General features: G+C 69.4%; 21 protein-coding genes and 1 other RNA gene. 5 read left to right on the top strand and 17 right to left on the bottom strand.

All coding sequences use genetic code 11. The annotated features are described in order from the left end of the window. Positions 1 to 67 precede the first annotated feature (67 nt). The 11 genes from ssrA to ABD658_RS00755 form a co-directional block, all read right to left on the bottom strand. Positions 68 to 446, bottom strand: a transfer-messenger RNA (tmRNA) gene (gene ssrA, locus ABD658_RS00805). 175 nt (positions 447 to 621) lie between these two features. Beyond that, a complete protein-coding gene (ftsX, locus tag ABD658_RS00800) occupies positions 622 to 1539 on the bottom strand; it encodes a permease-like cell division protein FtsX (protein WP_070161764.1) in 918 nt (305 codons plus the stop codon). Next, positions 1536 to 3623 (bottom strand): cell division ATP-binding protein FtsE, encoded by a 2088-nt coding sequence (gene ftsE / locus ABD658_RS00795; RefSeq protein ID WP_344743607.1) that lies wholly within the window; start codon positions 3621 to 3623, stop codon positions 1536 to 1538. Before ftsE ends, ftsX begins: the two co-directional genes overlap by 4 nt. 157 nt (positions 3624 to 3780) lie before the next feature. Further along, the gene (gene prfB / locus ABD658_RS00790; RefSeq protein ID WP_070158670.1) at positions 3781 to 4893 is read right to left on the bottom strand and encodes a peptide chain release factor 2; all 1113 of its coding nucleotides are present in this window, start codon (positions 4891 to 4893) and stop codon (positions 3781 to 3783) included. Between the two features lie 93 nt (positions 4894 to 4986). Then, positions 4987 to 5469: a hypothetical protein gene (locus ABD658_RS00785; RefSeq protein ID WP_311023818.1), complete on the bottom strand. Its 483-nt coding sequence runs from the start codon at positions 5467 to 5469 to the stop codon at positions 4987 to 4989. Between the two features lie 7 nt (positions 5470 to 5476). Then, on the bottom strand, positions 5477 to 5914 hold the full coding sequence (locus tag ABD658_RS00780) for a hypothetical protein (protein ID WP_070158668.1): 438 nt from the start codon (positions 5912 to 5914) through the stop codon (positions 5477 to 5479). Between the two features lie 73 nt (positions 5915 to 5987). Beyond that, on the bottom strand, positions 5988 to 6446 hold the full coding sequence (locus ABD658_RS00775) for a TadE/TadG family type IV pilus assembly protein (protein ID WP_085437129.1): 459 nt from the start codon (positions 6444 to 6446) through the stop codon (positions 5988 to 5990). Next, positions 6421 to 6657: a hypothetical protein gene (locus tag ABD658_RS00770; RefSeq protein ID WP_070158666.1), complete on the bottom strand. Its 237-nt coding sequence runs from the start codon at positions 6655 to 6657 to the stop codon at positions 6421 to 6423. The genes ABD658_RS00775 and ABD658_RS00770 overlap by 26 nt, the downstream gene beginning before the upstream one ends. Before the next feature lie 135 nt (positions 6658 to 6792). Then, positions 6793 to 7734: a type II secretion system F family protein gene (locus ABD658_RS00765; RefSeq protein ID WP_344683545.1), complete on the bottom strand. Its 942-nt coding sequence runs from the start codon at positions 7732 to 7734 to the stop codon at positions 6793 to 6795. Further along, a complete protein-coding gene (locus tag ABD658_RS00760; protein ID WP_344683547.1) occupies positions 7731 to 8591 on the bottom strand; it encodes a type II secretion system F family protein in 861 nt (286 codons plus the stop codon). Before ABD658_RS00760 ends, ABD658_RS00765 begins: the two co-directional genes overlap by 4 nt. Beyond that, entirely contained in the window at positions 8588 to 9814 is a 1227-nt protein-coding gene (locus tag ABD658_RS00755; protein WP_344683549.1) for a TadA family conjugal transfer-associated ATPase, read from the bottom strand. Before ABD658_RS00755 ends, ABD658_RS00760 begins: the two co-directional genes overlap by 4 nt. Positions 9815 to 10095: 281 nt before the next feature. Between ABD658_RS00755 and ABD658_RS00750 the strand changes: the two genes are divergently transcribed. From ABD658_RS00750 to ABD658_RS00735, 4 genes are all read left to right on the top strand, one after another. Continuing rightward, positions 10096 to 14103, top strand: coding sequence for an FtsK/SpoIIIE domain-containing protein (locus tag ABD658_RS00750; RefSeq protein ID WP_344743600.1), 4008 nt, complete (start codon positions 10096 to 10098; stop codon positions 14101 to 14103). Between the two features lie 71 nt (positions 14104 to 14174). Next, positions 14175 to 14837: a PepSY domain-containing protein gene (locus tag ABD658_RS00745; protein WP_311023811.1), complete on the top strand. Its 663-nt coding sequence runs from the start codon at positions 14175 to 14177 to the stop codon at positions 14835 to 14837. Between the two features lie 220 nt (positions 14838 to 15057). Beyond that, complete coding sequence (locus ABD658_RS00740; protein WP_344683553.1) at positions 15058 to 15774, top strand: PepSY domain-containing protein; 717 nt, start codon at positions 15058 to 15060, stop codon at positions 15772 to 15774. Positions 15775 to 15856: 82 nt separating this feature from the next. Further along, positions 15857 to 16375 (top strand): MarR family winged helix-turn-helix transcriptional regulator, encoded by a 519-nt coding sequence (locus ABD658_RS00735; protein ID WP_344683555.1) that lies wholly within the window; start codon positions 15857 to 15859, stop codon positions 16373 to 16375. A gap of 66 nt (positions 16376 to 16441) precedes the next feature. On the opposite strand, the gene ABD658_RS00730 is transcribed toward ABD658_RS00735, so the two are convergent. The 6 genes from ABD658_RS00730 to ABD658_RS00705 form a co-directional block, all read right to left on the bottom strand. Then, the gene (locus ABD658_RS00730) at positions 16442 to 17353 is read right to left on the bottom strand and encodes an SseB family protein (RefSeq protein ID WP_344683557.1); all 912 of its coding nucleotides are present in this window, start codon (positions 17351 to 17353) and stop codon (positions 16442 to 16444) included. Further along, the gene (gene priA, locus ABD658_RS00725; RefSeq protein WP_344683559.1) at positions 17350 to 18111 is read right to left on the bottom strand and encodes a bifunctional 1-(5-phosphoribosyl)-5-((5-phosphoribosylamino)methylideneamino)imidazole-4-carboxamide isomerase/phosphoribosylanthranilate isomerase PriA; all 762 of its coding nucleotides are present in this window, start codon (positions 18109 to 18111) and stop codon (positions 17350 to 17352) included. Before priA ends, ABD658_RS00730 begins: the two co-directional genes overlap by 4 nt. Positions 18112 to 18188: 77 nt before the next feature. Continuing rightward, positions 18189 to 18827: an imidazole glycerol phosphate synthase subunit HisH gene (hisH, locus tag ABD658_RS00720; protein ID WP_311023804.1), complete on the bottom strand. Its 639-nt coding sequence runs from the start codon at positions 18825 to 18827 to the stop codon at positions 18189 to 18191. Continuing rightward, positions 18827 to 19444: an imidazoleglycerol-phosphate dehydratase HisB gene (gene hisB / locus ABD658_RS00715; protein ID WP_344683562.1), complete on the bottom strand. Its 618-nt coding sequence runs from the start codon at positions 19442 to 19444 to the stop codon at positions 18827 to 18829. Before hisB ends, hisH begins: the two co-directional genes overlap by 1 nt. A 96-nt stretch (positions 19445 to 19540) precedes the next feature. Continuing rightward, positions 19541 to 20686: a histidinol-phosphate transaminase gene (locus ABD658_RS00710; protein WP_425574445.1), complete on the bottom strand. Its 1146-nt coding sequence runs from the start codon at positions 20684 to 20686 to the stop codon at positions 19541 to 19543. A 199-nt stretch (positions 20687 to 20885) separates the two neighbouring features. Continuing rightward, positions 20886 to 21281 carry a LysM peptidoglycan-binding domain-containing protein gene (locus ABD658_RS00705; protein ID WP_170922561.1) on the bottom strand — a complete coding sequence of 132 codons (396 nt, stop codon included), beginning with the start codon at positions 21279 to 21281 and terminating at the stop codon, positions 20886 to 20888. 355 nt (positions 21282 to 21636) lie between these two features. Here ABD658_RS00705 and lexA point away from each other — a divergent pair, with 355 nt between their 5' ends. Next, complete coding sequence (gene lexA / locus ABD658_RS00700; protein ID WP_396954333.1) at positions 21637 to 22329, top strand: transcriptional repressor LexA; 693 nt, start codon at positions 21637 to 21639, stop codon at positions 22327 to 22329. Positions 22330 to 22346: the final 17 nt, after the last annotated feature.

Raw genomic sequence — 22346 nt, 5'->3', positions numbered from 1 at the left:
CCCCCAGACACGACGAAGGGCCGCCGGCCGATGAGGAGCTCCTCATCGGCCGGCGGCCCGTCTGGTGTGGTGGAGACGGCGGGAATCGAACCCGCGTCCGATCTGGCATCACATGGACTTCTCCGGGCGCAGTCTGCGCATCGGGTGTTGCTCGGCCCCAGCCATCTTGCAGACAAGTGGCTGACCCGGGCCCAGTCGTGTGATCGTCGAGCGACGCCCCCACGACGAAGGCGGCGCTCCAGTGGCTATCTAGCTGATGCCAGCTGCTGAGCCGATAGCAAGCTCAGGCTGACAGACTCGCGGTCGCTGCTATCAGGCAGCGAGGGCGAAGTCAGTGCGCTTAGAATCGGCACTTATTGGTGTGCAGAGGGGTTTTAGCGAGGGCACTCTACATCCTCGGCCCGCTTCCCCATGCTCAACTCAGATCGTCGAAACCGATCGTCCCCGTATGCGGTTGTCAAGAACCGTACCTGCTGGCCCACAGGCCGTCAGCAGGCCTTTCAGTATAGGACAACCGGCGTCCCGGTCACAATATTCCTGTCGGGCTCCGTCCTGCCGCCTGGTCCGCAGCCGATGTGGCAGCCCACTGGCTCGGGTGTGGCCAGTCGCCGTCGTGCTGGCTCAGACACGCAGGTAGCGACGCACCGTCAGCCACGAGGACAGGACCGCCAGCAGCACGCCGACCAGCACCAGGCCCGGCATGATGATCCAGGACGCGGAGGAGTCGATGAAGGGGATCCCCGGCACCTGACGGGTCAGCCATTGACCCAGTAGGAACTCAGCCATGACCCAGGTGGCCGCGCAGGCCAGCAGCGAGCCGACGAGGGCGGCGATCACGCCCTCGAAGACGAACGGCAATCGGATCATCGACTTCGAGGCGCCCACCAGTCGCATGATGCCGGTCTCTCGGCGTCTGCTGAAGGCGGACAGGCGGATCGTGGTGGAGACCAGCAGCACCGCGCAGACGATCATCACCGCCGCGATGATCAGCGCCACAATGGTCAGGCCGTTGAGAATGGCGAAGACCTGATCCATGACCTCCTGCTGATCGGCGACCGTCTCCACGCCTGGAGCGGACGAGAACAGCTCCGTGACGATCGGGTACTGCTCCGGCTCGTGGAGCAGCACACGGAAGGACTCCGGCATGTCCTCGGCCTCCAGAGAGGCGGTCCGCGCGGTCTCGCCACGGGACTCCAGGAAGTTCTCCAGCGCCTGCTCCTGTGATTCGTGCCGGAAGCTGGACACGTACTGGCTGGCCGCCCCCTCCTCGAGTGAGTGCTCCAGTGCGTCGCGCTGGTCAGCACTGATCGCACCGGTCGGGCAGGCGGTCTGGGTGGAGTTGTCCGTGCAGAGGAAGACCGAGACCTCCAGCCGGTCATAGAAGTCATCGGTCATCCGGTCGACCTGGGTCTGCATGAGGGCGGCCGCCCCCACGAAGGTCAGGGAGATGAAGGTGACCAGCACGACCGAAGCCACCATGGCGACGTTGCGACGCAGCGAGGTGAACGTCTCGCGCAGCATGTGCAGCAGGCGATTCATCGTCTCCTCCTCAGCCGCCGCCAGAACGAGCGGCGCTCTCCGGTGACGCCGAGCTGTTCGGCGGTGCGACGGGTGTCGGCGTAGGTGGACTGGGACGCCGAGGACCGGGGCCGCGGCACCTGGGGCGATGCCTCGCCGGCCTCAACAGAGTCGGCATCGACGGTCTCGACGCTGGACGACGCCGACCTGCCGGATGCTGCTGATTCGCCTGCGGAGTCCTGGTCTGGGCTGTCCGGGTCTACGCTGTCCGGGTCTACGCTGTCCGGGGCGCCGGGGTGAACCTGCGTCGGTGCCCCCTCCGTGAGATCCTCCACCTCCTCACCGTCGACGTCCACCGGCCGCGGCGGACGGTCGTCGAGGATCGGCGGCTCACCCTCCTCCGCCTCGAGCGGGGCGGACCGCGCAGAAGAGTGCTCGGACTCCGCCTCGGAGTCCAACTCCCGGACCTGCTCCGGCGGCGGTTCCGGCTGCGGTTCCGGCTGCGGTGCGTCGGAGCTCTCAGACTCTCGATCAGGTTCGGCCAGGTCCTCCAGCACTTCCGGAACGTCTGCCGCACCGGGCTCGGCCGGGGTGGCCGCCGTGACGGCGGGCAAGGGCCTCGCCAGGCCGCCGTCGTCCCGGTCCGCCGGCGCCTCAGCCTCGGCGGGCGAAGCCGGAACCGGTGCGCGACGCCGCGGACCCTGCCCTCGGGTCAGAGGCAGGTCAGGATCGTGCACCGGGGGCTCGTCGTCGCCGCTCTGTGTGCGCAGCCGCTCGTCTTCGATCTCGTCCCCCCGGGCCTTGGCCGAGCCCGGTGCAGCCGGAGTGGCCGCGCTGCCGGGCCGATCCACCAGGCCCGGGGCCGCGTGGGTGAACCATGACTCGTGAGGATGCTCCGCCACGCCGTCCGGGCCCGCGGACATCTGGACGTGCGAGGACACTGCCTGACGCAGGGCATCGCGCAGCCGTTCGGGATCGGCGCCCTCTCCCTCGGGCTCCGTGTAGCCGTCACGCGCGAGGTTCGGCATCTCCGACCCGTCGAATCCGCCGACAGGCTCCGGAACGTCGGGGCCGTGCTGCTGGGGTCGCAGATGCTCCGGCCAGCGTACGCGCACCGGCTCGGCGAGGGACTGTGGTGAGGCGGTGTCGGCCGCGGTGCCGTCCGGCGCGGAATGCTCGGCCGTCGGTCCCTCCTCGGCGGAGGCACTCCCCTGGGCTCGGGCAGCGTGCTCCACAGCCTCGGCGGCGACCGGTACGTCTCGCCCGGCCGCTCGGGCGGCGTCGGCGGTGGGGGCTTCCGGTCCCGGCGCGGTGGCGCCGCCGTCGCCCTGCTCGCCGAGATCATGGGCGCGGGGGTCCTGGACACGGAGCGCCCCGCTGGACTCCCGCTCACGCAGAACGGTCCAGGCCTGCGAGCCCCGCGGCGGATCGTAGGTGCCGCGCTCGTCGTCGCGGACCAGTGCGCCGTCGTGGAGCTGGACCACGCGCCGGCGCATCCGGTCGACGATCACCCGGTCGTGGGTTGCCATGATGACCGTGGTGCCGGAGGCGTTGATCCAGCGCAGGATCTTCATGACCTCGTCCGAGGCACGAGGGTCCAGGTTGCCGGTCGGCTCGTCGGCCAGCACGATGGCTGGCTCGTTGACGATGGCGCGGGCGATGGCGGCGCGCTGCTGCTCGCCGCCGGAGATCTCGTGCGGGTACCGGCGGGCGAGGTCCTCCAGTCCGACTCTCTCCAGGACCTCGGTGACACGCTCGCGGATCTGGGTGCGCCTGGCCCCGATCACACGCATGGCGAAGGCGACGTTGTCGAACACGGTCTTGTCCGGCAGCAGGCGGAAGTCCTGGAAGACCATGCCGATGCTGCGCCGATAGTCCGGCACGCGGCGTTCGAGCATGAGGCCCAGGTTCTGCCCGGCCACGGTGACCTTGCCGCGCTGGGGCAGACCCTCGCGCAGGATCATCCGCAGCAGCGTGGACTTGCCGGAGCCGGACGCCCCGATCAGGAAGACGAAGTCCCCACGGTTGAACTCCACCGTGACGTCGTCGAGGGCCGGTCGGCCGTCGGGCTCATAGCGCCGTGTGACGTGTTCGAAGCGGATCATCTCTCACCAGCTGCCCCGACACGCACCGGCCGTTCGGGGCACAGGTCGGGGAAGACGGGCCGGTACGCTCTGAGCCTAGTTCAGCCGCGAGGTCTTCGGGACGATCAGGGGCGGCGTGCCGGAGACTTCTGTGCGCGTGGTCCCCCGGCGCGGGCGATCAGTTCTCCAGCAGAGACTGCGCGCGCCACCGGATGCCCGCGTCGATGAAGCCGTCCAGGTCGCCGTCGAGCACAGCCGAGGTGTTGCCGACCTCATGCTCAGTGCGCAGGTCCTTGACCATCTGGTACGGGTGCAGCACGTACGACCGGATCTGATCGCCCCAGGAGGCCTTGATGTCACCGGCGAGCTCCTTCTTCTCGGCGGCCTCCTCCTGCTGCTTGAGCAGCAGCAGACGGGACTCCAGGACCCGCATGGCGGCCGCACGGTTCTGGATCTGCGACTTCTCGTTCTGCATGGAGACCACCGTGCCGGTGGGCAGGTGGGTGATGCGCACCGCCGAGTCAGTGGTGTTGACCGACTGCCCTCCCGGCCCCGACGAGCGGTAGACGTCGATCTTCAGGTCGTTCTCGTCGATCTCCACGCTGTCCGTGCCCTCGATGAGCGGGATGACCTCGACGGCGGCGAAGGAGGTCTGGCGTCGGCCCTGGTTGTCGAACGGACTGATGCGCACCAGACGGTGCGTGCCCGCTTCCACGGAGAGCGTGCCGAAGGCGTAGGGAGCCTTGACCTCAAAGGTGGCGGACTTCAGTCCGGCCTCCTCCGCGTAGGAGGTGTCCAGGACCTTCACAGTCCAGTCGCGGCGCTCCGCCCAGCGGGTGTACATGCGCAGCAGCATCTCCGCGAAGTCAGCCGCGTCCACACCGCCGGCTCCCGACCGGATGGTCACCACGGCGTCACGCTCGTCGTACTCCCCGGCGAGCAGGGTGACGATCTCCAGCGACTCCAGGGCCTTGCGGATGGAGTCGATCTCCTGGACGGCCTCGGTGAGGACATCGTCATCGCCCTCGTCCTGGGCCATCTCCACCATGAGCTCGACGTCGTCGATGCGCCCGGAGAGCTTGGTGAGCCGCTCCAGCTCGGACTGCTTGTGGCTCAGCTGGGAGGTGACCTTCTGGGCGTTGGCCTGGTCGTCCCACAGGTCCGGAGCCGCGGCCTTCTCGCTGAGCTCGGCCACCTCGGCCCGGAGCTTGTCCACGTCGGTGACGTCGGTGATGCGGGTCAGGGTGGAGCGCAGGGAGCGCAGCTCAGTGGGGAAATCAGTCTCTGCCATAACGACACCACCCTACCGGCTGGCGCGACGATTCGCCGCTCCGGCGCCGCCCGTCTCGGCGTCGGATCCTCGGCAGCCTCCGCGTCCGGTCGGTCACCGGTTGAGGCTCACTCTCGCATGGGACTCCGCGCTGATGGGCACCTCCGCGGGGAGGAACCAGCTGAGCAGCGGAAGCTCGGCAGAGGCGCCGAGCCGCACGTGTGCGGTCTCGCCGCCGTCAGCCACCCAGGCGTCGACAACCTCCACGCCGCCGAGCCTCCCGTGCGCGCCGGAGTCATCCAGGTAGCCCTGCGCCCTGGCCCGGACCTGGGAGGCCGTCAACGACGGCGCGGTCCCACCTGCCGCGGCACCCTGCGTGGCTGCCGAGGCCGCACCGTCGGCCACCGAGAGCAGCCGACGGGCTTCCAGGTTGACGGCCGTGGCTCCGGCCACCACGGAGACGAGCATGAGTACCACCAGGACCATGCCCAGGATCAGCACCGTCGACTGTCCGGCGTCCTCACGATGGGAGGCCTCGATGCGGGCACGGAGACGGCGCCACGCCGCGCGCAGGGGGGAACAGCTCAGCCCGATCATGACGCCATCAGCCTCCTTGGACCTGGACGGACGTGGACGAGACCGTGACCAGCGTGGGCTGCCAGTCGCCGAATCCCGGGAGCAGCGGCACCGGCACCCGGACCTCCACGGTGAAAGCCACGAGGTCACCGTCGGTGGTGCAGGTGCCCTGCGGGCAGGTCCGAGAGACGTCGGCACGATCCGGGTCGATGGAGAAGTCCTGCAGGGCGGCGAGCACGGCGGCCTCGCTGCGCGCGTCCGCCTCGGGGTCGCCGGCTTCGGCGGACACGTACATCTTCGCGGCCTGGTCGGCGGCTCCCGTCGTCGCATAGGCCGCGCCCTGCACCGCCGAGAGTCCCAGCACGAAGTACACGATCGGGATCAGCAGCAGGGTCGCCAGCATGATGAACTCCACGATCGACGAGCCTCCCTCGTCATCGGCGGAGCCGAGTCGTTGGGACAGCATCGCGCGAAGGCGCACAGACGGACCAACGCGAAGGCGCGGAGACGGACCGCTCCGACCTTCCGGGGTTCTCCGGTCACTCGAAGTCATAGGCCCGCCCCTGCACCTCCAACGTCCCGACGCCCGGACCGAGCCCGACCAGCGGGACTCCGGAGCGGACCGTGATCCGCAGCGTGCGCCCCTCCGCGGTGTCGACATAGGCATAGCTCACGTCCTGGGCGTGGTCCGCCGCGGCGGATGACGCGATCAGAGACCGCGTGCGTTCCACGCCGTCCTCAGCGGTGCGGTCGTGGAGGGCGCCGAATCGCGCACCGGCAGAGGCGGCGTCGATCAGAGTGTTGCGCACATGGACGTACGTGGTCAGCTGCATGACTGCCAGCGTCAGCAGGACCAGGAGCGTCGCGACCATCGTGAACTCGGCCGTTGCCGCACCCTCTTCTTCCCGGAGCCGCGCGCGGACCCAGGACCGACAGCCCCCGTCCTCCGTGTTCGCCGTGGCCACGCCTGGGTCAGCGGGAGACCTGGTCGATCGCATCGCTGAACAGGCCCTGCAGGGCAGGCTGGGCCACGGCCAGCAGACCTGCGACCAGCACCGCGCTCATCAAGGTGATCATGACCCAGCCCGGGACGTCTCCGCGTTCTTCGGTGTGCAGGCGTCGAAGCAGCGACGTCAGGCCCTCTCCAGCGGTGAGGGCGGCGCGGCCGGGGCGGCCGGCACGGACTGAGGCAGGGTGCTGATTCTTCATGGGGGTTCCTCTCTGTGGTGGATGGGTCGTTCAGGAATGGGAGGGTCGACACGTGGTGCGAGGTCGTCCTGTGGTGGGAGGTCGAGACGAGGAGCGGCGGCGCCCGGCGCGGCCGGCGGTCTCGGCTGATGCCAGTCATATGCCGATCGAGAGCAGCTCGAGGCCCGGGTACACGGCGAAGATCACGGTCAGGGGCAGCACCCCGAAGACGAGCGGCACGAGCATCGAGATCTCCTTCTTGCCGGCGGTCTCCATCAGGTCCCGCTTCGAGAGGTCCCGGACGTCTTGGGCCTGGGCCCGCATCACGTCGGCGAGCGGGGTGCCGCGTTCCATGGCCACGATGATGCCCTCCAGGAAACGAGAGATGGGCGGCGACTGGACCCGCCGTGACATCGCCTTCAACGCTTGGGAGAAGCCGTGCCCCGCCTGGGTGTCGTGCAGCACACGCGTGAGCTCGACATTGAGCTCACCTCGGGACACTCGGCTGACCCGTTCGAACGCCCCGGGGGCGCTCTCCCCTGCGCTCACGGCGAGCGCGATCATCTCCGCCACGGTCGGAAACTCCGAGAGCATGCGACGCTGACGTCTGCGGATCTGGGCGGAGAGCAGATTGTCCCGCAGGGCGAACCCCAGGACCGCCAGCACCAGGACGCTGAGGGCGGCCAACAGTCCATGGAACTGCCCAGAGACGAAGGCCACCAGATTCAGTCCTGCACCGAGCAGGGCGCCCGCGGCCGCCATGGCGACCTGCTGCAGGCGATATTCGGTGGGCGAGATCGAGGAGTCTGCCTGCTCGAGGCGACGCTGCAGAGCCGCCGTGTCGAAGCTGAACCGGTCGAGGTGGGCCACGGCGGCCTTCAGCAACGGTGCGAAGAGTCTCCCCACTGCCCCCAGGGGAATCACCGGGTGCCGGTCCGTGGTGAAGAGTCCCGAGTCCATCCCGGTGGAGCGCAGGGCCGGAGCGACTCTGTCCACGAATCGGGTCCTGTTCATCGCCGGCAGGGAGAAGATCACGGTCACCAGGCCCAGTCCGAGTCCGAGACCTGCGATGACCGCCCAGGTGGTCGTCACCGTCACAGCAGCACCCGCTCTTCCTCCGGGAGCGCCCCGATCCGCAGCATGAGCCGGTAGCACACCAGAGAGACGACCAGACCGACTGCCAGGACCGCCAGCCCTGTCATGCCGCGGTAGGCCTCAGCCGCCTCCGGCTGCGTGGAGAGCAGCAGGACGACGATCCAGGGGGCCGAGACCGCCAGTTTGGCGGCATTGACGGTCCAGGACTGCCGAGCTTCCAGTTCGCTGCGGGTCCGGGCGTTGTCCCGGAGGAACTCCGCCAGGGTCCCCAGCAGGCGGCCCAAGTCCGATCCGCCGACCTCGCGGGTGATGGTCAGAGCGACGATGATGCGGTCGCCGACCGGATCGGCCAGTCTCTCCTTCAGCCGGCGCAGGGACGTCTCCATGTTCTGGCCGGCCCGGTAGTCGCGGGTGAACTCCACGAAGGGCTCACGCAGCTGCGACGGACCGGATGTGCCCAACTGCATGATGGCCTCAGGAAGCGACATCCCGGCCCGCACAGCGGACCGCAGGTGGTCGACCACATCCGGCCAGATCTCGCGGAGCACTGCCCGCCGTCGCGCCGCCTGCCAGCGCAGGACCACCACCGGCAGCGTGGCGGCGAACAGGGCGAAGCACAGGGCCACCGGCACCGCCGTCGTCAGCAGCATCACCAGCAGGAACGCCGTGACGGCGCAGGCCGCGATCGCCGCGACGACGCCTGAGGCTCCGACCTTCTGGTGCCCCGCCTCCGCGAGCAGCCGGTGGATCCGTCCCGGGCGGCGACCCCGGCGGCTCCGCATCGTCGCCGTTCGTGGGAAGAAGGACCACCAGACCAGCATCAGCCCCATCCCCAGGGCCGTCCCCAGCAGCAGACTCATCGGAGCACACCTGCCCGGGTGAGCTGTCCACGCTCCTCCTCGGAGAGCTTCGGAAGGTCGAACACCGCGCTGGGACTGACCTGCAGCTCACCATCGACCCGGTGGAACAGAGTAGAGGTCTCGATCCGGTCCTCCTCGACGCGGGAACCCACGGCCAGGATCTCCTCCACGTGGCGGTGACCCGAGCGATCCCGTCCGCAGTGGACGACGAGGTCCACGCAGGAGGCCACCGTGGGCACGATGAACCCTCGGCCGATGTTCTCCCCCGCCAACAGCGGAAGCGTGCATATCTTGGTGAGCGCCTCGTGGGCGCCGTTGGCATGGACGGTCGCCATCCCCGGAAGACCGCTGTTCAGGGCGATGAGCATGTCGAGGCTCTCGGCCTCACGCACCTCTCCGACGATCAGTCGGTCGGGCCTCATACGCAGCGCCTCCTTCACGAGTCGCCGCAACGGGATCTCGCCCTCGTTCTCGAGGTTCGGCTGTCGACATTGCAAGCCGACCACGTCGCGCAGAGGCAGCCTCAGCTCGAAGATCTCCTCGACCGTGATGACGCGTTCTCTGGCTCCGATGGCCGAGGCGAGGCAGTTCAGCATGGTGGTCTTCCCCGCCTGCGTGGCTCCGGAGACCAGGACGTTCATGCCCGCGGCCACGCAGGTCTCGAGGAACCGCGCACCCGACGTCGAGAGGGAGCCCAGACTCACCAGATCGTCGAGGCTCGCGGCCCGGGCGATGAACTTGCGGATGTTCACAGCCCAGTGGCGCCGGGTGATGTCGGGGATGGCGACGTGGAGCCGCGAGCCGTCCGGCAGCGCGGCGTCGACGAACGGCGAGGACAGGTCGAGGCGGCGGCCGGAGGTCTTCAGCATCCGCTCGACGAGGTCCCGGATCCGGTCCTCGGTGAGCGTGATCGACGTCAGCTCCGATCGTCCGCCGCGGGCAAGGAAGACCTCCTGCGGCCCATTGATCCAGATCTCCTCGACAGAGCCGTCGTCGAGCAGCGGTTGGAGCTCCCCGAAGCCGGCCACCGCATCGAGCACATGCTTGACGGCGGCGTCGAGCTCGCCGACGAGTGGGAGGGAGCTCACCAGAGACCGTCGGTCATACTCGGAGACCGCCGCCTCGACCATGTCCCGCAGCTCCGCCAGATCCTCGGCCGGATCCAGTCCCCGTCGCCGGATCTGTTCCCGAACCTCGTCCTCGACGATCGTCAGGGCCTCCACGGGCCTTCCCCCTCCATGACATGTTCCTCGTGCCATCCCCCAGCGACTCTCCGGTCGACGAGGATGTGCACCGACCGGCTCCGGTCGGCGTCACAGTGCAACACCCTAGCCAGCAGGGGCGACGTCGGCGACGCAGATGACGCAGGTTGTGGAGAAACCCAACCATCCCTGGGGACGGCACAGCGGTTCTCCACAGCCTGCCGCAGGTCGCTGTTCTGTGATGCTCCTGATGCCTAGGCTGAAGCCTTCGACCATGATCCGGACGCCGCTGAGGAGGACCGATGTCGATGTCGCTGACCGTGGTGCGCGCTCCCGGTGCACTGTCAGAGGCGCGATGGCGCGAGTTGCGCGATCAGTCCCCCGGACACGGCGTACATGACATCCGCCTGCGTGTCGACGGCACCTCTCAGCCCTCCGGTGCGCAGCTCGCCGAAGCACTGGCCACCTGGATGGGTCGCTGCGATGCTCCGGTGACAGGTGTCGTCGACGGCATCCCGTTGGCGACTCTGCCTCGAGGGGCCCGCCAGATCCATCCGGGAATGGTCGTGGTGCTCCATCCTGGCGACACGCCTCCCGCGGGCCCGGGACATGGGTCCCTCGCTGCACAGCCCGGCGGAGCCGCACCCGCGCTGCAGCTGTGTCTCGACGAAGGGCCCGACGCTGGGCGGCTGGTGCCCCTGCTGCGGGGCCGGTACACCGTCGGGCGAGGCTCGGTCGACATCGCCGTGGCGGATCCGGACATCGCGCGGGAACACTGTGTGATCGATGTCGGCGAGCGCGCCGTCACTGTGTCCTCGCCCGATCAGCCACAGGGCGGGAGAGGCGCTGTCCGTTGGAGCGACTCTGAGCCGCTGCAGGTGGGGGACTCGACGTTGCGCCTGCTCACCGACGGTCCGCCTCCGGCGTCTCAGGGCAGCTGGCCTCCCCCGCCGGTGGCGGTCGACGAGGACCCTCCCGAAGGCAAGCACCGGATGATGCTCGTGATGGCCTGCGTCCCCCTGCTCGTCGGGATCGTCCTGGTCTTGGTCACCGGCATGTGGTTCTTCCTCCTGTTCTCCGCGGTCTCCGCGCTGGTGGCCGCGGCGACAGTCGTCGACGCTGCCCGCCGTCGTCGGAAGTTCCGGGCGGCCGTCGACGCCGCCGCCGGCCGTTGGGCCGATCGCAGTGACGCGCTCCTGGACACCCCGGGCGACCTCATCAGGCGCCTGCGTGAGCCTCCGGGGCTCAGCCCCGGCCCGGCGAGCGCGGCACCACACGACGCGGCGAACCCGTCGGCTGCGGCCCGGGCCCAGGACTCGGCAGCGGCCCGTCGTGTCCCGGTGGTCCGTCTGGGGCACGGCATCACGCGCCCCGCCGTCGACACCCCAGCCTCGACACGACGGGTCGACGCCGTGTCGGTGCACAGCGGGGTGGGAGCCCCACTGCGCCCTGGAGAGGTGGTCCACCTGGCCGGTCCGAGGCGACTGACTCGTCGTCTCCTGCGCTGGTTCCTGGCCCAGCTGGTCATCCGCCCTCGTCCGCACAGACCCGAGATCCACCTCCTCGCGGAGCCGTCGCAGTGGCCTCGTGTCCTCCTCGACGACCACGGAGTGGGTCTGACTCCCGGCGAGCAGGCCGACGTCGCGGACCTGCCCACAGTCGGTGGCCCTGCAGTGCTGCTCGTGGACGTTCCCGTGCCCACGGAGCTCATCGACGCGGCTCTCCTCGACGGCTGGTGCGTGGTCCACGTCGACGAGCCTCCGGGACCGTACCCGGCCGGGGAGGTCCCCGGCTGGGAGATCGACCTGACCACCCGGAACCTGCGTCGAGTCGCCGGCGCCGCGCCGGCCTCCGCCGCCGACGAACCCTCAGACCGGTCCACGGATGACGCTGACCCGACGCTGACCGCCGGAGCCCACGACCTGGTGGCCGACGGGGTCTCCCGCCAGACCCTGGACCAGCTGCTGCGTCTGGCGCTGCCTCGAGGCGGCCCCATCGAGGGCACCGGGCAGGTCCCGGAGCGGCTCGAGATGCCGCTTCCCGCCGACCTGATGTCCCGCAGCGCCTCGACCTCCCTGACGTCGGTCCTGGGACGCAGCGCCACTGGTGAGGAGCACCTGGATCTGGTGGAGGACGGTCCCCACATCCTGCTGGCAGGGACCTCGGGGTCGGGGAAGTCCGAGCTGCTCAAGGCTCTGCTGCTCGGCTGGGCCGCCCGGTACAGTCCCACAGAGCTGTCCTTGGTGCTCTTCGACTTCAAAGGTGGCGCGACCTTCCAGCATCTGACCGAGCTGGAGCACTCGCTGGCCCTGATCACCGATCTCTCACAGGCGCAGGCGGAGCGCACGTTGGAAGGCATCCGTTCCGAGCTGGTGCGTCGGGAGAGGCTCTTTCTCGACGCCGGGGCCGGAGACTATCCCGAGTACCGGCGGCTGCGGCCGGATGACCCGTTGGCGAGGATCCTGGTGGTCATCGACGAGTTCCGGATCTTCTCCCACGAACTGCCCGAGACGATGGACGAGCTCATGCGCCTGGCCACGCTCGGCCGCTCCCTGGGCCTGCACCTGGTGCTGTCCACCCAACGCCCTCAGGGAGTCGTCACCGCAGACATCCGGGCAAACATCGGCAGCATCGTCACCCTGAGGCTGCGCAGCGAGGACGAATCACGGGACCTCGTCGGGACGGTGGAGGCAGGCAGGATCCCCCGGAACCTCCCCGGCCGGGGGATCCTGCGCCGGCCCGGAGACGAGTCCGTGGTCTTCCAGACCGGGCTGCTCTCCACCGCCGAAGCCCCAGTGGCCCTCCGACCGGCAGACCACCGGCCGCTGTCCCGGACGGTGTCGGCCACTGGGGCCTCCACCTTTGACGTCGTCGCCGCCCTGGGCCGGGCCGTGGACGCCGGAGGGCTGACCCGCCGGCACACTCCCCTGCTGCCGCCTCTGCCGGAGACCATCGACGCCGACGCCGCCCGTGGCGGCCGTTCGGGGCCGCCTGCCCTGGGGAGACTGGACCTTCCGGCCGAGCAGGATCAGGTCCCGCTGCTGTGGTCCCCCCGGCAGGACGGCAGTCTGGGCCTCATCGGCGAAGGCGGCTCCGGTGGGCGGGAGGCCGTGGCGGCCCTGGCCGCGCAGCTGCTGCGGCCACCGTCGACGGCCGACGCCCCGGCGTGGCAGGTCCACCTCCTTGACGGCGACCGCTCGCTGCAGACCTTCGCCGCGGACGCCCGCGTGGCGAGCCTGCTGACGGACGAGGACATGCCGGAGGTCGTCCACCTGCTGCAGCTGCTGGTCGACGAGCTCACCTCCCGGCGCACCGACCCGTCCCTCCGCACCACCGAGGTCCCCGAGATCGTCGTGCTGGTCAGCGGCTACCCTCAGTGGCATCAGTCCCTTCAGGGCCCCAGCGGGGGCATGCTGGAACACCTGCTGGGGACGCTGATCAGCGACGGTGCCGACGTCGGGATCTCCGTGCTGCTCTCCGGGGGGCGCGAGCTGGCGAGCGGACGGGTGGGCTCACGGCTGCCCCGCCGGATCTACCTGCCGCACGGCGTCTCGCAGGACACCCAGATGCTCTGGCCCCGTCTGCGTCCGGTGGACCCTCTCCCCGGCCGCGGGGTGCTGATCAGTCCCGGGCACCCTTCCCCCGGCGTGGAGGTCCAGTTGGCGTCCTCACCCATCTCTGCGGAGACGGATCCCGCCGATGAGGGGGCCCCTGGCGCCGTCGACACGCCGAGCGTCTCTGTCCGGCCGCTGCCCCAGAAGGTCCGCCTCCACGATCTGCTGTCCTCAGCTCAGGAGCACCGGTCTCCCGACGCACCCGGGGATCCGGTGATCGGCGTCGCTCAGTTCACCCAGGCCCCGGTCCTCTGGAGGCGGGGTCCCGCCACGCTGATCCTCGGAGCCCCGGGCACCGGTCGGTCGACGTGCCTGGAGGTCCTGCGCCAGGTGCTGCCGGACGCGACGCTGCTCTCTCCGCAAGGAACCTGGACTGAGGAGCCGGAGACCACGACCGTGCTGCTGGACGATGCAGACCAGCTCGATGTTCAGCGGCATCGCAGCGTCGATCGCTGGATCCAGTCCGGGATCCAGGTGGTCGGCGCCGCACAGCCGAGCGGGTCTCTGTACTCGCAGATACCGTGGTCGCATCATGCCCGGTCGGCCCCCGGGAACATCCTGCTCAGCCCGACGCATCGGTCTCAGGGAGACTTCTTCGCCACGAGCGTGCCGGTGCTGGATCGGCCCATCCCCGGACGGGCGGTGCAGCTGGGAGCGGAGGGGCCCCGCATGATCCAGTGGGCCCTCCCCGGATGATCGTCGGCGCAGCTCTGCTCCTGGAGGGAACATCCAGGGACCATGGAGGTCTCCACGATAAGGATGGAGTCATGTTCAGTTCTTCCCGCAGCTCTGCAGCACTGGTCGCGATCGCCGTCTCGGCGAGTCTTCTGGCCGGGTGCGGCTCCCCCATCGACGAGGACGCCGCCGCACCCGAGGACACCGAGGGCGAGGCGCCCACACCGTCGAACGAACCGTCGGCGGAGAACCCTTACGACGCCGACGACGTCGACCTGTCCACCGATGTCGCGCTGCGGGCGGTCAATACGGCGCTCGGCGAAGACGGCGGCATGGCCGTCGGTTTCGACAAGGAGACCGACGAGGAAGCCGGGATGGAGGTACAGCTGCTGGTGGACGGCCAGGACCTGCAGACCGTCGTGGTCGACCAGGAGGGCGCCTCCGAGGTGGACAGCCGGGACTCCGGTGAGGCCGAGGACTGGATGCAGGAGGCGGCGGAAGAGGTCCAGGTCCCGCTGCTGCGCGCCCTGCAGATCGCCCAGACGGAGTCCACCGGGGTGATCCTTGCCGCCGAGCTGGAGACCCGCGACGATGACCTGCTGGTGTGGAACGTCACCATCGAGGGCGCCGCCTCGGAGAACACGGTGATCATCGACGCCCGCAACAGCGCCATCGTGCCGGTCGGGGACAACCCGGTGGAGGACAACAACATCGGCGGGGATCCTGACACGCTCGACGATGACGAGTCCGACTGAGGATCCTCCGGCTACGGCGTCGCCGGCTGCCGCGTCGCCGGCTGCCGCGTCGCCGCCTGCCGCGCCGCCGGCTCGGCTCTCCACGAGTCGGTTCTCATCGAGATCTCACCGATCTCTCATGGCCTTCTCATCTGGGGTTCTGAGAATGATGGTCATGCAGCACGACAACATCCTGTCGGCCCCGAGCACCGCGCGGGCCGGCTCCTTGAAGGAGAACACCATGACCCGAACCCTGTCCCGCCCCACCGCCACCGCCCTGTCGGTCACAGCTCTGGCTTCCCTGGCACTGACCTCCTGCGGCCTTGATGACACGCTCGACACCTCCGCTGACGGGGAGCCCAGCACCGCGGTGACGATCAGCGCCGACGACGCGGCTCACGACGACGCGGCCGCGTCGGAGGACGGCTCGGCCGATACAGGCGGCTCCGAGACTTCACGCCCGGAGGACGACGCCTCAGCCGAGGGTGAAGGCACGGACCCGAGCGATGACACCGCGACGGACGCCGCCGCGGAGACCTCGCCCGCGGACTCCGACGATCACCCGCTGTACGGGGGTCTGGAGACGGTCCAGGCCGAGTACCCGGAGGGTGTGGTCTTCGAGGTGGAGTCCGATGACGGCCGCTATGAGTGGCACGTGCTCGTGGACGGCATCGAGCGAGAGGTGCACACCGACAAGTCCAGTCTGGAGATCGTCTACACCGAGGACGACGACGCCCCGGACAGCGACGACCTGCGAGAGATCGACTCGACCGAGATCGATATCGCCGAGGCTTTCCGGATCGTCGAAGACCGGGTCGGCGACCCCTCCGGCGCCTTCGTCGACGAGGCGCAGCTCGACTCCGAGTCGGGCACCGTCGTCTGGGAGATCGAACTCGACAACGGCCAGGAGATCGCTGTGGACGTCGTCACCGGCGACCTGGTCCAGGTGGACGACTGAACCGACCCGCCTGAGTCCCCGGTGCCGTAGACTGGACGAGCTCGAATCAGTCGCACGATCAGGGGACGCAGGAGGTGGCCGCGTGGACGCCGTCGCTGGCGAAGACGCCCAGGAACCTCAGGACGCCGCCCCTCCGGCACGGGACCTCACCGGCACGTCGCCCAAGGCGAAGGCGTGGCGCACGTTCCTGGAGACCTCCGCGATCGTCAGCAAGACGATGGAGAAGGGCCTCCACGCCGCCACCGGTCTTCGGCTCTCGGACTACAACCTGCTGCTGGTCCTCGCCGAGGCGGAGGGCAACCAGCTGCGCATGGGGGAACTCGCCGAGCGGATGATCTTCTCGCCGTCACGCCTGTCCTACCAGGCGAAGTCGCTGCAGACCCGGGGGCTCATCACTCGATGCGCCGACCCCAGCGATCGGCGCGGCATGAAGGCCCAGCTCACCGACGAGGGACGGCGGGTCTTCCGGGACGCTTCACAGGTCCACGCCCGGCACATCCGGCAGATCTTCCATGAGACGCTCGACAACGACGAGGCCCTCGCCCTGCAGCGCACCTGCATGAAACTGCTGCAGACCGCCCAGGACACCGAGCTGGCCTGAACTCCTGCGGCAGCGCCGTGCGCCGGACGCCAGACGTCCCGTCGCCCCAGCGCCGACGTCTGTGAATCACCCGACGTCGCGCGCCAGGACCACCTCGACCGAATCGGCCTTCTCCCGCAGCGCCGGAACAGCGTGCAGGCAGGCCTGCACGCTGGCCAGCGCCAGGCGGGCATCAACGGCGTCCACACCCGGCTCCAGCACCACACCGATGCTCAGCTCGGGCCCGCTGCCGCCGCCGGCCACGGGCGCTCCGGAGGCCGTCGCGGTGGCCACACCCTTCCCCGGCGCCACGACCAGCCGCACCACGCCCAGGCACTGGTCCACCACGTCCTGCAAGGCATCAGCCACCTGCGGGTCGCGGTAGGACGGCGTCCACAGCCGGCCCTGAGCCAAGGCCGCCACGGCCGGGCTGCGCACCACGAAGGTGAGCTCCGCCCCTGGATCCAGGACGACGAGCTCGGCTCCCTCAGCCAGCGCGGCCAGCATGACGCGCTCCGCTTCGGCGGCCACCGGGCGCGCTTCGGCGTGCCAGGCGGTCATCGACTCCACTGAGCTGAACACCGGCATGGTGGGACGCCCCGACGCCGAGGTGATCGTGACCAGGGCGATGTCCGCCTCCTTGTCCCCGGCCGGTCCGCCCGAGGGGGCATGACCGTGCTCGGCCACGGTGGCGATCACCGGCACGAAGAGGCGCTGACCCTGCAGGGACTCGACGAAGCCTGCCTCATCGAGGTCTCCGGCCAGCAGACGGTCCTGGGCCTCCTGGATCTGCGGGGCGATCAGCCCGTCGTCTCCGTCGAAGGTGTGCAGCGGGTTTCCCCCGCCGGAGAGGTCCCGCCCCTCCCAGGGGACGCCCGCCGAGTCCGCGGCTCGTCCGTCCGCCGAGCGGGCCTGCCGCTGCAGCAGGTTCGCGATGTGGGCCGGAAGCTCCCGACGGTCGGCGGCATCTGCGCCGTGGTGGTCGCCGTGGTGACTCATGCCGACGCGGCGGCCGCCTTCAGTGCCTCCGGGAAGGTGAACTTTCCGGCATAGAGGGCCTTGCCCATGATGGCACCCTCCACGCCGTGGGAGACCATCTGCGCCAGGGCGGAGACGTCCTCCAGCGACGAGATCCCGCCGGAGGCCACCACGGGCTTGGCGGTGCGGCGGCAGACCTCGGCCAGCAGCGCGGTGTTCGGTCCACGGAGGGTCCCGTCCTTGGTCACGTCGGTGACCACGTAGCGCGGACACCCGGCATCCTCCAGTCGTTCCAGGACCTCCCAGAGGTTGCCGCCCTCCTTGGTCCAGCCGCGGGCCGCGAGCGTCTCCCCCCGGACGTCGAGCCCCACCGCGATGGCCTCTCCGTGGCGTTCGATCGCCCGGGCGGTCCACTCCGGATCCTCCAGTGCGGCGGTGCCCAGGTTCACGCGGGTCGCCCCGAACTCCAGAGCGCGGTCGAGAGAGTCATCGTCCCGAATACCGCCGGAGAGCTCGATCTTGATGTCCAGCTCGCGGACCACTCGGGCCAGGACCTCGCGGTTGTGGCCGCGACCGAAGGCGGCGTCGAGGTCCACCAGGTGGATCCACTCGGCGCCGTCCTGCTGCCAGGTCAGCGCCGCGTCCAGCGGGTCGCCGTAGCTGGTCTCGGAGCCGGCCTCGCCCTGCACCAGACGAACGGCCTGACCGTCGGCGACGTCGACGGCGGGCAGCAGCTCCAGGGCGGGCACGGTGGCGATCTCGGGGGCGTTCTCAGCCATGGGGTCGGGTCTCTCTTCCTGGGACAGGGTCGGGTCGGTGGTCAGCGGATCGGGGCCATGGCGGCCGGCCCGGGCTCTCAGAGGCTGTCGATCCAGTTCTTCAGCAGCTGCATGCCGGCGTCGCCGGACTTCTCCGGGTGGAACTGCGTGGCCGACAGGGGGCCGTTCTCCACCGCGGCGATGAAGTCCGCGCCGTGGTGGGACCAGGTCACCTTCGGCGCAGCCATCGACTCGACGGTCTGGTCGAAGTCCCAGGACTGCACCGCGTAGGAGTGCACGAAGTAGAACCGCTCATCCTCGATGCCGTCGAACAGCACGGTGCCCTCGGGGGCCCGGACCGTGTTCCACCCCATGTGCGGCACCACGACGTCGTCCGGCAGAGCGGTCACCTCACCAGGCCACTCCCCCATGCCGTCGGCCGCGATGCCGTGCTCCACTCCACGTTCGAAGAGGATCTGGTGCCCCACGCAGATGCCCAGCACGGGTCGGCCTCCGGCGATGCGGCGTCCGATCCAGCGTGGCCCGTCGATCGCCGTCAGCGCGTCCATCACAGCGGCGAAGGCTCCGACCCCGGGAACCACCAGGCCGGCGGCCTCCTGGATCCGGACCGTCTCGCGGGTCAGAGTCACCTGGGCACCGGCACGCTCCAGGGCGCGGACGGCCGAGTGGACGTTGCCGGAGCCGTAGTCAAGGACGACGACGTCGGGCTTGGCCATCAGAGCGCTCCCTTCGTGGAGGGGATGCCCTCCACCCGCGGGTCCGATTCGACGGCGGCGCGCAGCGCACGGGCGAAGGCTTTGAACTGGGCCTCGACGATGTGGTGCGGGTCGCGGCCCGCCAACACACGCATGTGCAGGCAGATGCCGGCGTGATAGGTGATGGCCTCGAAGACGTGGCGCGTCATGGAGCCGGTGAAGTGACCGCCGATCAGGTGATACTGCTGCCCCTCCGGCTCGCCGGAGTGCACGAGGTAGGGACGTCCGGAGACGTCGACGACGGCGTGCGCCAGGGCCTCGTCGAGCGGGACGGTCGCCTCTCCGAAACGGCGGATGCCGGCCTTGTCACCCAGCGCGGTACGCAGCACCTCGCCGAGGACGATCGAGGTGTCCTCCACCGTGTGATGCACATCGATGTGGGTGTCCCCGGTCGACTCGACCGTCAGATCGATCAGCGAATGCTTCGCCAGAGCGGTGAGCATGTGGTCGAAGAACGGCACCGTGGTGGAGATCTCCGAGGTGCCTGTTCCATCGAGGTCCATGCGCACGCGCACGCTGGACTCGGAAGTGACTCGTTCCATCTGGGCCGCGCGGCCCGAGATCAGTTCTGCTCCCATGGCTCCTGCTCGTGGGTACGGGGTGAAGGGTCTGATGACGCCGTGGACCAGTCTACGCACCGGCCTTCACGGCGTTCAGCGGCCTCGGGCGGAGTCTCAGCGGCCGAGATGCCGAGCCAGGGACTCCAGGAAGGCGGTGGTCTCCGCCTCGGTGCCCGCGGTGACCCGCAGGTGGCCGGGGATGCCGACATCGCGGATGAGGATGCCGTCGTCCAGCAGATGCTGCCACGCGGCCTTCTCGTCCTCGAGCCCGCCGAAGAACACGAAGTTCGCGTCTGACGGGGCGGGGCTGAGCCCGTACCGCGTCAACGTGTCGACGATGCGGTCACGCTGAGTCTTGATCCGCTCCACATTGGCCATCAGCGCCTCGCTGTGATCCAGGGCCGCCTCGGCCGCGGCCTGGGTGATCGCCGACAGGTGGTAGGGCAGGCGCACCAGCCGCAGCGCGTCGGTGACCTCCTCGGCCGCGGCCAGGTAACCCAGCCTCCCGCCGGCCAGGGCGAAGGCCTTGGACATGGTGCGGGAGACGATGAGCCGTTCACGCCCGGGCAGGAGCTCCAGCGCGGACGGAGTGCCGCTCTGCCGGAACTCACCGTAGGCCTCGTCGACGACCACCATGGTGCCACCCTCGACGGCGGCATCGTAGGCCGCCTCGACGACGTCGAGCCCCAGCGCCGTGCCCGTGGGATTGTTCGGCGAGCAGAGGATGACCACGTCAGGCCGGTGCTCTCGGATCTGCCGGGCCACGTCCTCCGCGCCCTGGGTGAAGTCCTCGCCCCGGGTCCCTGCGATGTACCGGCTGTAGGTGCCTCGCGCATAGAGGGGGTACATCGAATAGGTGGGAGGGAAGGCCATCACGGAGCGACCCGGACCGGCGAAGGCCTGCAGGATGTGCTGCATGATCTCATTGGAGCCGTTGGCCGCCCAGATGTGCTCGGCGGTCAGCCCATGGGCCAGGTACTCGGCGAGCTTCTCCCGCAGACGGGTGAACTCCCGATCCGGGTATCGATTCAGCGTCTGAGCCGCATGCCTGACTTCCTTGGTGATGGCGTCCACGACATCAGCGGGGACGTCATAGGTGGTCTCGTTGACGTTGAGCATGGCCCACACCGGCAGCTGCGGCGCGCCGTAGGGCTCCTGGCCGCGCAGCTCCTCGCGGAGCGGCAGGCGCGCCAGGCGCTCTGATCTGCTGAGGCCGGCCGTCGACGTGGATCCGCCGACGCCGTTCTGAGGAGGAATCACGCGTCCATCCTACTCATCGGAGCCGTGGCGCTGCGGCGCCGTCACGGCGCTCCCGTCCCACCGCGTCATCTCTGTCCTGCTCCGACCCGCACTGTCCTGCTCCGACCTGCTCCGACCTGCTCCGTCCCGCTCGGCTCTGATCGCCCACGGAGCCGCGAGTGATCTCCGCCGGAGCAGAACGCGTCCACCGGGCGCGACCTCAGTCCGCCACCGGAACGTACAGCGTCTGCCCGGGATGGATCTCGGAGCTGGTCAGATCATTGAGCTCAGCGATCTGCGTGATCAGCACCTGGGTGTCCTCCCCGGTACCCAGGCCCGAGGCCACGCTCCAGAGGGTGTCCCCGGGTGCCACCGTGACTTCGACAGCGGCGACTCCCGGCGCCCCATGGCTGGTGGCCTGCGCCATGTTGACGAAGCTGCCCACCAAGAGCGCCACGCCCACCAAGGCGGCGACGAGCAGCGTCAGCGCGGGGACCCCGAGGATCACCAGGCGGCCTCGCCGGGTGAGGTTGAGACGTCCTGGTGCACCGGCGGAAGAGGCGACGTAGGCCTGTCCGGCCGCGGAGGTGGTGAAGGAGGTGTGCGAGTGACGCATGGGGAAGGACCTCTCTCGTGCGGGATCTCGTCTCGGCATGGATTCGAAGATGTGTTCTATTTCTAGCACAGATGTTCGACCGGGCACCAGACATGCGTTCGAATATGCTGGTCTCGGCCGTCCGGATCCCGTAGCCTGAGACACATGTTCGAACCGAGTTTCGGATGCGATGTTCGACCGGATGTCCATGCAGGAGATTCCACCAGGACCCTCTGACATGACGAGCGGACGACGGGACCAGACCCTGCGGAGAGAGGCGTGAGAGATGGCCGTGGACAAGCGACCAGCCGAGGATTCCCAGCCGACGGAGACACCGGGGGACGCCGCGCCCCGGCTCACCGACCGGCAGCGCGGCATCGTCGACGTCATCCAGGAGGCCCTCGCAGAGCGTGGATACCCCCCGTCGATGCGTGAGATCGGCGACGCCTGCGGGCTCGCCTCGCTGTCCTCTGTGACGCATCAGCTCGCCCGCCTGCAGCAGATGGGCTACCTGCGTCGGGTGCCCGGCAAGCCGCGCGCCATGGAAGTCATCCGTGATTCCTCAGGCCGCCTCATCGCTGCGGACGTCCCGGACGAGCCGGCGTTCCCTCCCCCGAGCTCTTCCCCGGCACGTCAGGCCTCCGATGACGGTGCGGTCGTCGATCTCGACGCCTACCGCGAGCAGACGGACAGCCGGACGACCGACATTCCGGTGGTCGGTCGCATCGCTGCAGGTGGTCCCATCCTGGCCGAGCAGCAGGTCGAGGACGTCATGCCGCTGCCTCGCCAGCTCACCGGCGAAGGTGAGCTGTTCATGCTCCAGGTACGCGGCGACTCGATGATCGAGGCCGGCATCTTCGAGGACGACTGGGTGGTGGTGCGTCGCCAGCACACGGCCGAGAACGGAGACATCGTCGCCGCCCTGCTCGATGATGAGGCGACCGTGAAGACTCTCCGGCGGCGCGACGGGCATCAGTGGCTGCTCCCGCAGAACCGCAGCTATGAGCCGATCCTCGGGGATCAGGCCACCATTATGGGCAAGGTCGTCACCGTACTGCGGAGCCTCTGAGCCACGCAGCCTCGAGA

Origin of the sequence: Nesterenkonia aethiopica (assembly GCF_039534665.1) — a bacterium.
In the GTDB taxonomy this organism is placed as follows: Bacteria; Actinomycetota; Actinomycetes; order Actinomycetales; family Micrococcaceae; genus Nesterenkonia; species Nesterenkonia aethiopica.
Note: the sequence above shows the minus strand (reverse complement) of the source record. Positions and strands in the feature narration are given on the sequence as shown.

What these genes read in the sequence shown, in the direction of transcription:
- ABD658_RS00770 (WP_070158666.1), bottom strand. Translation starts at nt 6,657, where the DNA reads ATGAAGAATCAGCACCCTGCCTCAGTCCGTGCCGGCCGCCCCGGCCGC.
- ABD658_RS00775 (WP_085437129.1), bottom strand. Translation starts at nt 6,446, where the DNA reads ATGCGATCGACCAGGTCTCCCGCTGACCCAGGCGTGGCCACGGCGAAC.
- ABD658_RS00705 (WP_170922561.1), bottom strand. Translation starts at nt 21,281, where the DNA reads ATGCGTCACTCGCACACCTCCTTCACCACCTCCGCGGCCGGACAGGCC.
- ABD658_RS00750 (WP_344743600.1), top strand. Translation starts at nt 10,096, where the DNA reads ATGTCGATGTCGCTGACCGTGGTGCGCGCTCCCGGTGCACTGTCAGAG.
- prfB (WP_070158670.1), bottom strand. Translation starts at nt 4,893, where the DNA reads ATGGCAGAGACTGATTTCCCCACTGAGCTGCGCTCCCTGCGCTCCACC.
- ABD658_RS00745 (WP_311023811.1), top strand. Translation starts at nt 14,175, where the DNA reads ATGTTCAGTTCTTCCCGCAGCTCTGCAGCACTGGTCGCGATCGCCGTC.
- ABD658_RS00760 (WP_344683547.1), bottom strand. Translation starts at nt 8,591, where the DNA reads ATGAGTCTGCTGCTGGGGACGGCCCTGGGGATGGGGCTGATGCTGGTC.
- priA (WP_344683559.1), bottom strand. Translation starts at nt 18,111, where the DNA reads ATGGCTGAGAACGCCCCCGAGATCGCCACCGTGCCCGCCCTGGAGCTG.
- ABD658_RS00785 (WP_311023818.1), bottom strand. Translation starts at nt 5,469, where the DNA reads ATGATCGGGCTGAGCTGTTCCCCCCTGCGCGCGGCGTGGCGCCGTCTC.
- ABD658_RS00780 (WP_070158668.1), bottom strand. Translation starts at nt 5,914, where the DNA reads ATGCTGTCCCAACGACTCGGCTCCGCCGATGACGAGGGAGGCTCGTCG.
- hisH (WP_311023804.1), bottom strand. Translation starts at nt 18,827, where the DNA reads ATGGCCAAGCCCGACGTCGTCGTCCTTGACTACGGCTCCGGCAACGTC.
- ftsX (WP_070161764.1), bottom strand. Translation starts at nt 1,539, where the DNA reads ATGAATCGCCTGCTGCACATGCTGCGCGAGACGTTCACCTCGCTGCGT.
- ABD658_RS00730 (WP_344683557.1), bottom strand. Translation starts at nt 17,353, where the DNA reads ATGAGTCACCACGGCGACCACCACGGCGCAGATGCCGCCGACCGTCGG.
- ftsE (WP_344743607.1), bottom strand. Translation starts at nt 3,623, where the DNA reads ATGATCCGCTTCGAACACGTCACACGGCGCTATGAGCCCGACGGCCGA.
- ABD658_RS00740 (WP_344683553.1), top strand. Translation starts at nt 15,058, where the DNA reads ATGACCCGAACCCTGTCCCGCCCCACCGCCACCGCCCTGTCGGTCACA.
- hisB (WP_344683562.1), bottom strand. Translation starts at nt 19,444, where the DNA reads ATGGGAGCAGAACTGATCTCGGGCCGCGCGGCCCAGATGGAACGAGTC.